Here is a 15,013-nt window from a genome sequence, read left to right on the forward strand (position 1 = left end):
ACTTCCGGGCGGCGCCGCCGCTGACACCTGTCCTGTCGCGCCCAGGCGGTGGCGCCGCCCGGAACCACACTCGCCCCCCTCGATTTCAACAAACTGTTGACGTCGCGATCGCCCCGAACCTAGGCTCCACAAAGCGGATGCTCCACGAAGTGGAATTGGTTTTCCGCTGCCCCTCGTACGGAAGGTCACCATGTCGAAGCGCGTGCTCACCACCGAGTCCGGCGCCCCGGTCGCCGACAACCAGAACTCCGCCTCCGCCGGTGTCGGCGGTCCGCTCCTGCTCCAGGACCAGCATCTGCTGGAGAAGCTGGCGCGCTTCAACCGCGAGCGCATCCCGGAGCGCGTGGTGCACGCCCGCGGCTCCGGCGCGTACGGCTACTTCGAGGTGACCGACGACGTCACCGGCTTCACGTACGCCGACTTCCTGAACACCGTCGGCAAGCGCACCGAGGTGTTCCTGCGCTTCTCGACCGTGGCCGACAGCCTGGGCGGTGCGGACGCGGTGCGCGACCCGCGCGGCTTCGCGGTCAAGTTCTACACCGAAGAGGGCAACTACGACCTCGTCGGGAACAACACGCCGGTGTTCTTCATCAAGGACCCGATCAAGTTCCCGGACTTCATCCACTCGCAGAAGCGCGACCCGTTCACCGGCCGCCAGGAGCCGGACAACGTCTGGGACTTCTGGGCGCACGCCCCCGAGGCCACGCACCAGGTGACCTGGCTGATGGGCGACCGCGGCATCCCGGCGTCGTACCGCCACATGAACGGCTACGGCTCGCACACCTACCAGTGGACGAACGCCGACGGCGAGGCCTTCTTCGTCAAGTACCACTTCAAGACCAACCAGGGCATGCGCTGCCTGAGCAGCGAGCAGGCCGCCGAGATCGCGGGCAAGGACCCCAACTCGCACCAGACGGACCTGCTTCAGGCCATCGAGCGGGGCGTCAACCCGTCCTGGACCCTCTACGTCCAGATCATGCCGGCGGCCGAGGCGGCGGAGTACCGCTTCAACCCGTTCGACCTGACGAAGGTCTGGCCGCACAAGGACTACCCGCTGCGGCGCGTGGGCCGCCTCGTCCTGGACCGCAACCCGGACAACGTCTTCGCCGAGGTCGAGCAGGCCGCGTTCTCCCCGAACAACTTCGTGCCGGGCATCGGCCCCTCCCCCGACAAGATGCTCCAGGGCCGCCTGTTCGCCTACGCGGACGCGCACCGCTACCGCCTGGGCGTCAACCACACGCAGCTGGCGGTCAACGCCCCGAAGGCGACGGTGGTGAACAACTACGGCCGGGACGGCTTCATGGCCACCAACTCCCAGGGCAGGCAGGCCAAGAACTACGAGCCGAACTCCTACGACGGCCCGGCCGAGACCGGCCGCCCCCTGTCGGCCCCGCTGGCGGTCTCCGGCCACACGGGCACGCACTCGGCCCCCCTCCACACCAAGGACGACGACTTCTTCCAGGCGGGCGAGCTGTACCGGCTGATGTCCGCCGAGGAGAAGTCCCGCCTGATCGCGAACATCGCCGGGAGCCTCTCCCAGGTCTCCCGCGACGACGTGATCGAGAAGAACCTGGCCCACTTCCACGCCGCCGACCCCGAGTACGGCAAGCGCGTGGAGGACGCGGTCCGCGCCCTGCGCGAGGACTGAACCCACGGGCCGCGTCCGGACTCTGACGGGAGGTCAGGACTCCGGACGCACAGCCCGCCATGCCACCGGCGACCCGGATGAGGGGTGGTCGCCCGGTGGTACGGCGGGCGAGGCGAGGACCGCGGCGGCGTGCGAGCCAGTGCGGTGGTGAAGGTCCCGAGGCTCCTTCTTCGACCTGAGGGAAGGAACCCGGAGCCGTCGCTGGCCGCCGCGGTCCCAGCCACGTTCGACTCCGTCCGGCGGCGCGAATGTCCTGACGCGCCCAGCCTCGCACCGCCGGACGGCCACAACGACCAGGGCGCCGGGAAGACCCCATCTCCCGGCGCCCTTCGCCATGCCCTCCCGGCTGAGGTGCGGATGCGTCATCGCCGCAGCACCCTGAAGGCATGGCGCAACCAACGGACCACCCGCATGTCGTAGTGCACCCCCCGGCCCTCGACGGCTCCCGCAGGGTCACCGCCGGGGACGAGACGCTCGGTATCGCCACGCATCTGGACGATGTCGTCGAGATTCTGCGGCTGGCCGACCTGGACACGATCGAGGTCGAGGAGAGCGACCTCATCCAGTGGCAGGGCGGCGGACCGGACGACTGGCCCGGGCTGTCGGAACACCACGAGCAGCCCGGCACCGGATGACCCCGCGCACGCCAGAGGGCGTACGCCGGGTACGGCTCCCTCAAATCCACCTCTGAAACCGCCCCGGCATGCTTCGAGCGCCCCCCGACGCGGGCACATACCCCTCACACACCGGGCCCGCCGGCACGGGGGCGGCGGGCCCCAGGTGACGGGGGTGACGGTGATGAGCGACAAAACGACGAGGGACGAAGCGACGGCTACGGGGCAGCTGGAGCCGCACGAGATCGGCTTTCTGCGGGGTGGCCCCAGGGCCGCCGTCAGGGTCGCCGTGCTCGGTCTGCATCTGCGGGGCCTGGTCGAGGCCGGGAAGCCGGGGACGCTGCGGAGGGCAGCTGCCTTCCCCGCACCCGACCACCCGCTGGAGAAGGCGGTACGCGTCGGCCTCTACCGGCCCGCCGGCATACGGGAGTTGCCCAGCCGCTCGGCCGTCCGTCTCGCCCTCGCCCGGATGCGCCGCAAGCTCATCGCGGCCGGGCTGCTGCGCCCGGCGCTGCCCGGCCCGACCCGCACGGCACGCCGTCACCTCGCCGCCCTGCGCGCCCGGCACCCGCTCCCCACCAGCTCGGACGGCCTGACCGACGAGCAGTTGCTGTACGCGGTCGCGCTCCACGGCGACCGGGCCCTGATGGCGCTCGTACCGCACTTCACCCGCGCCTCCGGGCTCACCGGCCGCGGCGCCCTCGCGGACGAGGGGCGCTTCCCGTTCCGCCGGGGCAACGACTTGCGCCGGACCTTCGGCGGTGAGGAAGAGACCGGGCAGCACGGCGACGGCACGTCCGGCGGGTACCACTACGGAGGCGGCGGGTACGGGTGCGGCGGGGGAGGTGGTGGTGGCGGTGGCGGCGACTGAGCGACAGAGCTACAGAGCTACAGAGCTACAGAGCTACAGAACCGGGCACGGCGAAGGGCGGCCCACCCCTCGGGTGAGCCGCCCAACTGCCGTATGCCGCCTCAGACCTTCAGCGTCCTGATGGACGTCGGCGCGTGCCCGGGCTCCGTCGCGAGCTCCTCGAACTCCACCACGTTGCTGATGTCGTTGGTGCCGGACATGGAGATGTTGGTGATCCGCTCCAGGATCGCCTCGACGACCACCGGCACCCGGAACTCGGCGGCGAGCTTCTTGGCCTGCTCGAAGGCCGCGCCCAGCTCGCCCGGGTCGGTCACCCGGATCGCCTTGCAGCCGAGGCCCTCGGCGACCTTGACGTGGTCGACGCCGTAGACGCCGAGCTCGGGCGAGTTGAGGTTCTCGAACTCCAGGTTGACCTGGAAGTCGATCTCGAACGCCCGCTGCGCCTGCCGGATCAGGCCCAGGTAGGAGTTGTTCACCAGGACGTGGACGTACGGGATCCGGTGCTGCGCGCCGACCGCCAGTTCCTCGATCATGAACTGGAAGTCGTAGTCGCCGGAGAGCGCGACCACGGACGCCTCCGGGTCGGCCTTGGCGACGCCGAGCGCGGCCGGGATGGTCCAGCCGAGGGGGCCCGCCTGGCCGCAGTTGATCCAGTGGCGCGGGCGGTAGACGTGCAGCATCTGGGCGCCGGCGATCTGCGAGAGGCCGATGGTGGTGACGTAGCGCGTCTCGGGGCCGAAGGCCTTGTTCATCTCCTCGTAGACGCGCTGCGGCTTGATCGGGATGTTGTCGAAGTGGGTACGGCGCTGGAGCGTCGCCTTCTTCTCCTGCGCGGACGCGGCCCAGCCGGAGCGGTCGGGCAGCTTGCCGGCCGCCTTCAGCTCCCGGGCCACCTCGACGAACAGCTCCAGCGCGGCCTTGGCGTCGGAGGCGATGCCGTAGTCGGGCGCGAAGATCTTGCCGATCTGGGTCGGCTCGATGTCGACGTGCACGAACGTCCGGCCGGCGGTGTAGACGTCGAGCTTGCCGGTGTGGCGGTTGGCCCAGCGGTTGCCGATGCCGAGGACGAAGTCGGACTCCAGGAAGGTCGCGTTGCCGTAGCGGTGCGAGGTCTGCAGGCCGACCATGCCGGCGTTCAGCTCGTGGTCGTCGGGGATGGCACCCCAGCCCATCAGGGTCGGCACGACCGGAGTGCCCGTCAGTTCCGCGAATTCCACGAGCAGTTCTGCGGCGTCGGCGTTGATGATGCCGCCACCGGCCACGATCAGCGGGCGCTCGGAGGCGTTCAGCATCCCGATCGCCTTCTCGATCTGGGCGCGGGTGGCGGCCGGCTTGTAGACCGGCAGCGGCTCGTACGTCTCCGGGTCGAACTCGATCTCGGTGAGCTGGACGTCGATCGGCAGGTCGATCAGGACGGGACCGGGGCGGCCGGAGCGCATCAGGTGGAACGCCTGCTGGAAGACGCCGGGGACCTGCGCGGCCTCCAGCACGGTCACCGCCATTTTCGTGACCGGCTTGGCGATCGAGGCGATGTCGACGGCCTGGAAGTCCTCCTTGTGGATCACCGCGGTCGGGGCCTGGCCGGTGATGCACAGGATCGGGATGGAGTCGCCGGTCGCGGAGTACAGGCCGGTGATCATGTCGGTGCCGGCCGGTCCGGAGGTGCCGATGCACACGCCGATGTTGCCGGGGTGGGTGCGGGTGTAGCCCTCGGCCATGTGCGAGGCGCCCTCGACATGGCGGGCGAGGGTGTGGCTGATGCCGCCGGACGCCTTGAGTGCCGCGTAGAACGGGTTGATCGCCGCGCCCGGCACACCGAACGCGTCCGTGACGCCCTCGCGCTTGAGGATCTCGACTGCCGCGCGGGCAGCGGTCATACGAGCCATTGAGTACTCCTGCTTCGGCTGTCGGTGCGTACTCCCGTCGCGCCCCGCCGGTGAGCACTTCCGTATAGCGGAAAGTAACTTCTACGATCTGGAAGCAATGTAAGCGCGGGTGCCAAATGCCGTCAAGGGACGGACAGGCAGGGGGCGGGAGGAGCACGATGTGGCCATGCCCGAGAGCCTGCCCGTGCGCTGCCCGGCCTGTCGGCGCGAGCACCTCTACACCGCCCCGTCGTACCCCTGCGCCTGCGGCGCCCCCGCCGGTCCGCCGCTGGACCGGCAGGCCGCGCCGCAGGCCGTCACGCATCGCAACTGGGACGAGGAATGGGTCGCCGTGCGCTGCGCGTCCTGCGGCCGGCGCAACCAGTGGCCGCGCCCGGAGCTGGGCTGCCCCTGCGGGACGATGCTGAGCATCCCGGTGGCGAGACCCGGCTCCGGCCACCGGCAACCGGTCGCCGTGCGCACCGCCCTCGACGCGGTCACGGCCGCCGCCCTCTACCTCCACCGCCTCGGCCACCGCGACCTGCGCCGCGCCGACCAGCGGCCCCCGTCCGGGATAGGGCTCGCCGCCCGCGGCCTGGTCGCCCAGGTCGACCCGTCCGCGCGCCCGGCCACCCTGCGGGACGTGGAGTGCCTGTGGCTGACGGCCATGTCGGAATCGGCGCGCTGCGTGTACTTCTCACTGGCCGGGTACGCCACCGAGGCCCGCGCCCGCGCCGACGCCCTCGGCGTTCCGCTGTTCGTCGTGGACGACCCCACCGGCACCCCGCGCCCGGTGAACCAGCCCGCCGACGCCCTGCACGCCACCCTCGCCTGAGGGCACGTCGGCGGTCCACGCGTGCTGGTCCCTCAGCGGAAGTCCTCCTCGCGGTACTCGTGCGCGGACCCCGCTGCCGTGGCCTCACGCAGCTCGATGCGGCGGATCTTGCCGGAGACGGTCTTCGGGAGGTCTCCGAACTCCAGTCGGCGGATGCGCTTGTACGGCGCGAGGGCCTCGCGGGAGTGCTCGAACAGCACCTTTGCCGTGTCGGGGCCGGGCTCCCAGCCCTCGGCCAGGACGACGTACGCCTTCGGTACCGCCAGGCGCAGCGCGTCCGGTGCCGGTACCACGGCCGCTTCCGCGACCGCCTCGTGCTCCAGCAGGGCGCTTTCCAGCTCGAACGGGGAGATCTTGTAGTCGGAGGCCTTGAAGACGTCGTCGGCGCGGCCGACGTAGGTGAGGTAGCCGTCCGTGTCACGCGATCCGATGTCGCCGGTGCGGTAGAAACCGCCCGCCATCGCCTCCGCCGTGCGGTCCGCATCCCCGTGGTACCCGGCCATCACGCCGACCGGCGACTGCGACAGGTCCACCGCGATCTCGCCCTCGTCCGCACCCGGCGCGCCCGTCTGCGGGTCCAGCAGCACCACCCGGAACCCGGGGCTGGGACGGCCCATGGAGCCCGTCTTCAGGGGCTGGCCCGGGCTGTTGGAGACCTGCACCGCGGTCTCCGTCTGCCCGAAGCCGTCCCGGATGGTCACGCCCCACGCCCGCCGTACCTGCTCGATGACCTCGGGGTTGAGCGGCTCCCCGGCGGCCACCGCCTCCCGGGGCGGGGTGCGCAGCTGGGTCAGGTCCGCCTGGATCAGCATCCGCCACACGGTGGGCGGGGCGCAGAACGTGGTCACCCCGGCCCGGTCCATCTCGGTCATCAGCCGGGTCGCGTCGAAGCGGGCGTAGTTGTGGATGAAGACGGTGGCCCCGGCGTTCCACGGGGCGAAGAGGTTGGACCAGGCGTGCTTGGCCCAGCCCGGTGAGGAGATGTTCAGGTGCACGTCACCGGGCTTGAGCCCGATCCAGTACATCGTCGCCAGGTGCCCGATCGGATACGAGGTGTGCGTGTGCTCGACCAGCTTGGGGCGGGCCGTCGTCCCCGACGTGAAGTAGAGCATCAGCGGGTCGTCCGGCCTGGTCGGGCCGTCCGGTGTGAAGTCGGCGGGGGCCGCGTACGCGTCCTCGTACCGCAGCCAGCCCTCCGGTGCCCCGCCGACCGCGATGCGCGTGTAGTCCCCCGGCACCTCGGCGAACTTGCCGCCGTCCTCGGCGCGCACGAGCACGTGCCGGACGTGCCCGCGCGCCACCCGGTCCCGCAGGTCGGCCGGGCCGAGCAGCGGCGTCGCCGGGATGACGACCGCGCCCAGTTTCATCGCCGCCAGGGCCGTCTCCCACAGCTCGGCCTGGTTGCCCAGCATCACCAGGATCCGGTCCCCGGCCCGTACCCCCTGGGCGCGCAGCCAGTTGGCGGCCCGCGCCGATCGCTCGGCCAGGGCGGCGAAGGAGATCTTCAGCTCGCTGCCGTCCTCCTCGACGATGTGCAGGGCCGTACGGTCGTTGCCCTCCGCCATGACGTCGAACCAGTCCAGCGCCCAGTTGAAGTACTCCGGGCGCGGCCAGCGGAAGCCGGTGCATGCGGTGTCGTAGTCCTCGCGGTGCTCCAGCAGGAAGTCCCGTGCCCTGCGGAACTCCTCCGTCGCCGTCGTCATCTGTCCTCCTGGGTGCCGAACCGACGCAGGTGTCACTACCCGCGAACGGGGGTGTGTGCGCACGCATAGGCGGCCCCCGGTACGGGCAGACCATTCACCTGCCGGTCGTCTGAATTTGCCCATGCGCCCCTGTTGTTATTTCCCTCACCATCTCGGCACTCCGGATTTCAATGAGTTGTTGCCTAGAATTTGGCCCGGACACGACACACGGAGGGAGCGGTGACCGTGCGACGGGACTTCAAGGAGCCTGCCAGAAGCCGCCCCGACCTGGTCATCGGCCGGGAGGAACCGTTCACGGCGGCCCGTGAGCAGCTCGGTCGCGGGGGCAGTGTGCTGCTGCACGGGCCCGCCGGAATAGGAAAGTCGACTGTGCTGCGGGCATTGGCCGCGGATTACGCCGAGGCGGCCCGGACCGTGTTGCGCTGCTCGGCGACGGAGTCCGAATCGCATCTGCCGTTCCTGGCCCTGGCCGACCTGCTCGGTCTGGTGCTGGACAAGGTGTCCGACAAGCTGCCCGCCGCCCAGCGCACCGCGCTGGAGTCGGCGCTCACCGGCCGCGGCGAGTCCACCCTCCAGCGCGACGGCCTCGCGCTGCGCCTCGCCGTGCTGTCCGCGCTGCGCGCGCTCGCCGCCGAGGGGCCGGTGCTCGTCGTCGCGGACGATGTGCAGTGGCTGGACTCGGCCAGCTCCGAACTGCTCGGCTTTGCCGCCCGCCGCCTCGGCGACACCCCCGTGAAGATGCTGTGCGCGGTGCGCACGGACGGCCAGGAGTACGACCGTCATCTGCGCACGTCTCCTCCGGACACCCTCGCCGTCCGGCTGGGCCCGCTGTCCCGCGCCCAGGTCTCCGCGCTGCTCGACCATCGCGGCTACACCGGCCTGCCGCGGTCCACGGTCCGGGACATCCACCGCACCAGCGGCGGCAATCCGCTGTTCGCGCTGGAGCTGGGCCGTGCCCTCGCCGAGAACCCGACCCCGCCGCGCCCGGGCGAGCCGCTGCCGGTGCCGACCTCGCTGCGGGCGCTCGTCCTCAGCCGGCTGGAGATGCTCTCCGCCGAGGCCCGGCACACCCTCCTCGTGGCGAGCGCTGGCGCCCGGCCCACGCTGTCCCTGCTGCACGCGGCCGGCCGGGAGAACGCCGAGGCCGAGACCGCCCGGGCGGCCGAACTCGGGCTGCTGGCCACGGAGCCGGAGGGTCCCGCCGTACGCTTCGCGCATCCGCTGGTCTCGGCCGCGCTGTACGCGGAGGCGCCCGCGCACCAGCGGCGGGCCGCGCACGCGGCGCTGTCCACGGCGGCCTCCGATCCGATCGAGCGGGCCCGGCATCTGGCGCTGGCGACGACGGGGACGGATCCGGAGGTGGCGGCGCGGCTCGCCGGGGCGGCCATGCTGGCCCGGGACCGGGGGGCGCCCTCGGTGGCCGCCTCCCTCGGGCTGCTCGCGGCGCGGCACGCGCCGGCCGACAGTGTGCCGGGGCCGGACGAGCGGCGGTTGCAGGCGGCCGAGGACGCGATCACCGCAGGTGAGGTGGACCTGGCCCGGGACATCGCGCGTGAGGTGCTGACGCGGGCCACGGTTCCGGCGGAGCGGGTGCGGGCCTGGATGGTGGTGATCGAGGCGGCGGGGCAGGCCCTCGGGGAGGTCGACGCCGTCTTCCCGCAGGCGCTGGCCGACGCGGGCGACGACCCGCGGCTGCTCGCCCTGGTGCACTACCAGCTGGCCTGGCGGGCGCTGGTCGTCGAGGGCGACTTCGCCGAGGGCCGCGAGGAGGCCGCGCACGCCGCGGACCTGGCGGCGCGGGCCGGGGACCGGCGTACCGAGTTGCTGGCGCTCGCCTTCCAGGCGCAGGCCGAGACCCTGATGGGGCACCCGGACGCGCCCGCGACCATCAAGCGGGCGCTGAAGGAGCCGCAGGACCCGCAGGTGGCGTGTCACCACAACGGGGCGGGCTCGACGCGTTTCCGCTGGCTGCTGATGAGCGACCAGCTGCCGGAGGCGCGCAACACGGTCACCGCGCTGCTGCGCGAGGTGCGGCGGCGCGGGATGGTCGAGAGCGAGGTGCACTTCCTGCGGCTGCTGGCCGAGACCGAACTGCGCTCCGGGCACTGCGGCCGCGCTCTCGACCTGGCCCGCGAGAGCCTGCGGCTGGCCCGCGACCTGGGCATCGGCGAGGTGGCCTCCGCGATGCTCACCTCGCTCGCCGAGGCCTCGGGCGGCAGCGTGGAGCAGGCGCTGGCGCTGGCGCAGGAGGCGGTGGAGCACGCCGAGGAGGACGGCGACCAGATCTACGTCTCGCGCGCGCTGGCCGCCCTTGGATACGTCCAGCTGGTCGCCGGGGACGCCCAGGGAACCGTCCGGTCGCTGCGCCGGGTCCGGGAGCTGGAGCACGGGCTGGGTGTCACCGACCCGGCGCGGGGCCGCTGGCACGGGGACCTCGCGGAGGCGCTGGTACGCATCGGCGAGTTCGCGGAGGCGCAGGACGTCATCGACGTCACGCGCGAGCAGGCGCTGCGGCTGGGGCGGGAGAGCGTGCTGGCCGTGCTCGACCGGGCGGAGGCGCTGGTGCGGGCGGCGGGCGGCGAACACGACGCGGCGGTGGGCCAGTTGACGTCGGTGCAGGACCGGCTGAGCAAGCTGGGCTACGGCCTCGAAGAGGCGCGCGCGGCCTTCGAGCTGGCACGGTTGCGGGCCCGGCGGGGGTCCGGGCCGACGTCGTACGACGAGGCGGCGCGGCTGCTGCGGCGGTGCCGGGCGCTGCCCTGGCTGCGGCAGGTCGACGTGGCCGTGGCGGCGGGGGCGGCGCCGGACCGGCAGGCGGTACCGGCTGCCGCGCCGACCGCGCTGGACGGGCTCGCCTCGATGGAGCGTCAGGTCGCCGCGCTGGTCATGGAGGGCGCGACCAACCGGGAGATAGCCGGGCGGCTGTTCATCAGCGTCAAGACGGTCGAGGCGACGCTCACCCGGGTCTACCGCAAGCTGGGGATCCGATCGCGGGTCGACATCGTCCGACTGGCGGCGGGGCGGCACGTCAAGTAAGCGCGGCGGGGGCAGTCGACCGAGGGTTTTCCCTCCCCCAACTCCCTTAGGGGGTTCCCTCATTGGGGCGCACCCGCGCCCCGCCCTAGCGTAGTCACGTGCCGCTCGCCGGGCACACGGGGGTCGGTCCCGAGACCCCCGTGCTTCACCACCCACCCGCGCGACCCCCCACCGGCAACCCCTTGAGGAGACTCATGCTCGGGCTCACCCGTGCCAGAAAGACCGCCGCCGTCGTCGCGGCGACCGCTGCCGCCGCCGCGACCGCGCTGCTCACCGCCCCCGCCGCGGTCGCCGCCCCGCAGCCCATCGTCGGCGGTACGACGACCACCACGACCGCGTACCCGTTCATGATGCAGATCACGGACACCTCGCAGGACCAGTTCTGCGGCGGCACCCTGGTCTCGCCGACGAAGGTCGTGACCGCCGCGCACTGCATGGTCGGCGAGACCACCCGCAGCGTGCGCGTGGTCGGCGGCCGTACCTACCTCAACGGCACCAACGGCACGGTGAGCCGGGTCAGCAAGATCTGGATCCACCCCAACTACAGGAGCGTCACCAGCGGCGACGACGTGGCCGTACTGACGCTGTCGACGTCGATGCCGTACACCACGGCGAAGTACGTCTCCTCCTCTGAGACCTCGGTGTACGCGGCCGGCACCACGGCCCGCGTCCTCGGCTGGGGCACCACCTCCCAGAACGGCAGCTCCTCCAACCAGCTGCGGACCGCGACCGTCCCGACCGTGTCCGACTCCAGCTGCCGCGGCTCGTACGGCTCCGACTTCGTGGCGAGCGACATGGTGTGCGCCGGATACACCTCCGGCGGCGTGGACACCTGCCAGGGCGACAGCGGCGGTCCCCTGCTCATCGGGGGCGTCCTGGCAGGGGTCACTTCCTGGGGCGAGGGCTGCGCGCAGGCCGGTTACCCGGGCGTCTACACCAGGCTGACGACCTTCTCCAGCCTGGTGACCGCGCAGGTCAACTCGTAGCACTCCGAAGGATTCCTGAGTACCCCTCAGGTAAGTAAGCCGGGGGGCGTTGCGGGCCTCCACGAGCGGCCCGCAGCGCCCCCTCTCCATGCGCCCGGTCGGGCACGGGTCACGGGATCACGGTCCCGAAGCGGATGTCGTACGACCCCTGGTGCAACACCTGGAGCATGCGCGCCCCCTCCTCGGTCACCTCCTCGCGCTGAGCCCGGGTGAGACTGTCGAACGGCTCGATGACCAGGGCGCCGTCGATCAGCCGCCAGACGCCGGCCAGGAAGCCGTCGACGAGGAGCGGGCAGTAGAACGTGTTCGCCTGCCAGGTGCGGCCGCGGCGCCCGGGCGGCACCACACGGGTGCGGTCGGCGTGCGAGAGCAGCAGATTGTCGAACTCGGGCAGGAAGCGGGGCGGGGCCGGGGTGTCCAGGTCGGGCCGGGGCGCGTCGGGCAGGTCGAAAAGCTCGACGCCGCTCTCGTCCCGGAAGGTGACCAGCTGCGGACGGAGCCGCTCGAACACCGGGCGCATCCGGGTCAGGCCCGACCAGGTCTGCATGTCCTTCACGGAGGCGGGACCGAAAGCGCCGAGGTAGCGCAGTACGGCGCTCTCCGGGGTGGCGGCCGGTTCGGCGGGGCGGTCCAGCCAGTGCTCGGCGGTGGTGAGGGCGACCTGGGCGCTCTTGCCCCACAGTCCGCGCGGGGTGACCTGCACCAGCGGGAGCGTGCAGCGGGCGGCCACGGCGAGGGCCTGCGGGTCGGCGTCCGGCCACTCGGTGAGCAGGGCCTCGCGCAGCTGCCGCATGGTGCGCGGCTCGGCCTCGACCAGCTCGCGGGCGATTGTGGCGAGCCGCTCCAGGTCGACACCGGTGAGGCCCTTGCGGAAGATCCTGATCTCCCGGTCGCGGGCGGGCTGCGCCAGCGGCCGCAGGGTGAGGGAGTCGTCGGCGGTGTGCAGGTGGATGGTCGAGCGCAGGGTGACGATACGGACCGCCTCGCGATCGGCCAGCAGCCCGGACAGCTCCTCGGGTCGGAAGCCGTCGAGGCGGGCGGCGAGCGCGTAGTACGGCGGCTTGACCTCCTGGGCCTGCAGTCCCACAAGATGCTCCACCGCCGCCTTCGCGGACAGCGGCGCGCGGCGCAGGAGCAGCTGCCGGTCGAGGGTGGCGCGGTTGAGGGCGCGGGTCCCGAGCACGGTCGTCGTCCGGTTCATGTACGGCACGCTAGCGCCGCGCGCGGACAGCTTGTGTCCGCATTCCCCTCCGAATCCTGGCTCATCTCCCACTCCTGATCCGCCGGCCGGGCAGCCCGCGGAGATCGTCAGCGTGGTCGAGGCGGCGCTGTACGACGACGGCGTCCGCGTCTCCACCCCCGCGCCATGCGCGGCCGTCGACGGCGGCAACTGGCGGCGACGCCCTGGCCTCGGCCGGTCAGCTTGCCGTCGTCGGCGTCCGGGCGAGGTTGACCTCGCGACGACCAGATCAACGGCCGCATCCGCAGAGGCGAAAGCCGCTGCCGGCTCGACCGGGCCGCCTACCGGCGCCGCAACGTCGTCGAACGCTGCTTCAACCGGCTCAAGCAGAACAAGGCCCTCGCCACCCGCTACGACAAACGAGCCCGCCACTACCAAGCCCTGGTCACCCTCGCCTGCCTGCGGCTATGACTCCCATGACTGTGCGGACACGCCTTAGGCCGTCGCATGCCCGGGGTCATGGAACGCATGGCCTGGCCGTCCGTCAGACTGCGAGCCGGGCGGCGATCGGTCCGGCGGCAGCAAGGGGCATCGCATGGTGCGACACCCCGTCTCCGTCCAGGACGTCGACCACCGCGTCCGGCAATACCCGGGCGGCCACGGCCGCCGCCCGGTGCGGGTCGTGGCAGCGTGCGCGCCCGGCGAACAGCACGAGGACATCGAGGTCCCGCAGCCGCGTCGGATCGGGGCGCGGTCCGGTGACGGGTCGCTGAGAGGGGAAGTGGGCGGTCTCCTCCTGCAACCGCAGCCAGTCCGGGTCGATGCCTTGCGCTCCGCCCGTCTCCCACTCCAGGAAGCGGCGGATCCGGGTAGGGGTGGGCCGCAGCAGCATCGGCAGGGCGCGCAGCAGGTAGCCGGGGCGGAAGCCGGTGAAGACGGCGGTGGGATCCAGGAGCACCAGGCGGTCGAGGCGGTGCGGGGCGTGCGCGGCATAGTGGGCGGCGATCCAGGCGCCGTAGGAGTGCCCGAGCAGGTCCACACGCGAGCCCTCACCGGCTGCGCCCAGCCCGTCGAGGAGGGCGTCCAGCCAGCCGACGAGGTCACCGATCGAACGGATGGTCCGGCCCGGCGCGGGCACGCTGAGTCCGGGGTCGCCGACGAGGTCGACCGCGTGCACCCGTCGGCCTTCGGCGAGCCCGGCGGCGACGGCCGCGCCCCACACGGTGGAGGTCGCTCCCCCTCCGGGCAGCAGCACGAGCGGAGGGCGGTCGGCGTCGACGGGGCCGACGCTGTTGACACGGGTGACGCCGTGGACGGTGGGGAGTTCTCGGCAGTCGACGGGCCCCGGCCAGCAGGCGAGGACGGCATCGTACGCCGCCAGGAACGAGCGGGAGAGCATGTCTGGCCCCTTGTCTCACTCGGCGATAATCTCGCTGAACGAGAGATTGTAGCCCTGTAAGGAGGCCCTGTGCGGGACGGTTCGAAGCAGGAAGACCTGCCGCAGCGGGAGCGGGACTTGGAGCTCGTGCACCTGCTCCGCGCGGTCACGGTGGAATTCGGCCTGCGGCAGGCCGAATTCGCGGCACGCAACGGCATGCACCCCACCGACGTCCGCGCGTTGATCTGCCTGCTGGACGCGCAACGGGCGGGCGAACCGGCCACGGTCGGCTTGCTCGGCGCCCGCCTCGGCCTCAACTCCGCGGGCACGACGGCGGTCATCGACCGTCTGGAACGCCTCGGTCACGTCTTCCGGGTCCGCGACGAGCATGACCGCCGCCGGGTACTGCTGAGGGTCTCGGCGGCGGCGGTGGAACTGGGCAGGTCCTTCTTCCGACCGATGATAGAGGGGCTGCTTGACGCGCTGGGCGCGTGCAGCCCCGCCGAACGCAACACCATCCGCCGCTTCCTCACGGCGGCACACGCCGTCTTCGCCGCGGAGTAGCCCGGGTCCCCGCCCGGCCACAGCAGAGGACGAGCGACGAGGGCAAGGCGGCAATGCAGCCGCTGTTCGGCATGTAGAGCGTGCCGGCGGCCGCAGGCGCCGACCCGCTGCATCGCACGGCGGGGCCCGCTCGCTGCCGACAACCGGGCACGTCCCGACGAGGCCCGCGGCCGGGCCGTGGGCTCAGGCGGCGGTGAACTTGAATGTGCCGCACGGACGGGTGGACGCGCCGGGCATCGTCATCACTCCGCAACGTCGACGCTGACCCGATCCTCATCCGGACCAAGGCCAACGCGAGCGCAATGCCCGTGTTGCACTACCCGCGGGCCCACC

Annotated in this window: 11 protein-coding genes and 1 pseudogene; 8 read left to right on the forward strand and 4 right to left on the reverse strand. The window is 72.1% G+C overall.

Going from position 1 to position 15,013, the window contains the following annotated elements; genetic code table 11:
- Window positions 1-190: 190 nt before the first annotated feature.
- The 3 genes from HJD23_RS07460 to HJD23_RS07470 all read left to right on the forward strand — a co-directional run bounded on the left by HJD23_RS07460 (window position 191) and on the right by HJD23_RS07470 (window position 3,133).
- Window positions 191-1,648, forward strand: coding sequence for a catalase (locus HJD23_RS07460; protein WP_171116948.1), 1,458 nt, complete (start codon window positions 191-193; stop codon window positions 1,646-1,648).
- Between the two features lie 386 nt (window positions 1,649-2,034).
- Window positions 2,035-2,283: a hypothetical protein gene (locus HJD23_RS07465; RefSeq protein ID WP_171116951.1), complete on the forward strand. Its 249-nt coding sequence runs from the start codon at window positions 2,035-2,037 to the stop codon at window positions 2,281-2,283.
- 163 nt (window positions 2,284-2,446) lie between these two features.
- Window positions 2,447-3,133 (forward strand): TIGR04222 domain-containing membrane protein, encoded by a 687-nt coding sequence (locus HJD23_RS07470; protein ID WP_171116953.1) that lies wholly within the window; start codon window positions 2,447-2,449, stop codon window positions 3,131-3,133.
- 101 nt (window positions 3,134-3,234) lie between these two features.
- On the opposite strand, the gene gcl is transcribed toward HJD23_RS07470, so the two are convergent.
- Window positions 3,235-5,019, reverse strand: a complete 1,785-nt coding sequence (gene gcl, locus HJD23_RS07475; protein WP_171116955.1) for a glyoxylate carboligase — start codon at window positions 5,017-5,019, stop codon at window positions 3,235-3,237.
- A gap of 166 nt (window positions 5,020-5,185) precedes the next feature.
- Here gcl and HJD23_RS07480 point away from each other — a divergent pair, with 166 nt between their 5' ends.
- Window positions 5,186-5,833: a hypothetical protein gene (locus tag HJD23_RS07480; RefSeq protein WP_171116957.1), complete on the forward strand. Its 648-nt coding sequence runs from the start codon at window positions 5,186-5,188 to the stop codon at window positions 5,831-5,833.
- A gap of 32 nt (window positions 5,834-5,865) precedes the next feature.
- On the opposite strand, the gene HJD23_RS07485 is transcribed toward HJD23_RS07480, so the two are convergent.
- A complete protein-coding gene (locus tag HJD23_RS07485; protein WP_171133998.1) occupies window positions 5,866-7,536 on the reverse strand; it encodes an AMP-binding protein in 1,671 nt (556 codons plus the stop codon).
- A gap of 219 nt (window positions 7,537-7,755) precedes the next feature.
- Between HJD23_RS07485 and HJD23_RS07490 the strand changes: the two genes are divergently transcribed.
- Together HJD23_RS07490 and HJD23_RS07495 are read left to right on the forward strand one after the other, a co-directional pair.
- On the forward strand, window positions 7,756-10,572 hold the full coding sequence (locus HJD23_RS07490; protein ID WP_171112804.1) for a LuxR family transcriptional regulator: 2,817 nt from the start codon (window positions 7,756-7,758) through the stop codon (window positions 10,570-10,572).
- A gap of 194 nt (window positions 10,573-10,766) precedes the next feature.
- On the forward strand, window positions 10,767-11,558 hold the full coding sequence (locus tag HJD23_RS07495) for a serine protease (protein ID WP_171112805.1): 792 nt from the start codon (window positions 10,767-10,769) through the stop codon (window positions 11,556-11,558).
- 109 nt (window positions 11,559-11,667) lie between these two features.
- On the opposite strand, the gene HJD23_RS07500 is transcribed toward HJD23_RS07495, so the two are convergent.
- Window positions 11,668-12,759 (reverse strand): winged helix DNA-binding domain-containing protein, encoded by a 1,092-nt coding sequence (locus HJD23_RS07500; RefSeq protein WP_171112807.1) that lies wholly within the window; start codon window positions 12,757-12,759, stop codon window positions 11,668-11,670.
- A gap of 291 nt (window positions 12,760-13,050) precedes the next feature.
- On the opposite strand from HJD23_RS07500, the pseudogene HJD23_RS07505 reads away from it, so the two are divergent.
- Window positions 13,051-13,209, forward strand: a pseudogene (locus HJD23_RS07505) (transposase); the annotation flags it as partial.
- 73 nt (window positions 13,210-13,282) lie between these two features.
- Here HJD23_RS07505 and HJD23_RS07510 read toward each other — a convergent pair.
- Window positions 13,283-14,137, reverse strand: a complete 855-nt coding sequence (locus HJD23_RS07510) for an alpha/beta hydrolase (protein ID WP_171112809.1) — start codon at window positions 14,135-14,137, stop codon at window positions 13,283-13,285.
- A 69-nt stretch (window positions 14,138-14,206) separates the two neighbouring features.
- On the opposite strand from HJD23_RS07510, the gene HJD23_RS07515 reads away from it, so the two are divergent.
- Window positions 14,207-14,680 (forward strand): MarR family transcriptional regulator, encoded by a 474-nt coding sequence (locus tag HJD23_RS07515; RefSeq protein ID WP_240980657.1) that lies wholly within the window; start codon window positions 14,207-14,209, stop codon window positions 14,678-14,680.
- Window positions 14,681-15,013 lie beyond the last annotated feature (333 nt).

The sequence above is a fragment of the Streptomyces sp. Z423-1 genome (assembly GCF_013009255.1).
GTDB lineage: Bacteria > Actinomycetota > Actinomycetes > Streptomycetales > Streptomycetaceae > Streptomyces > Streptomyces gossypiisoli.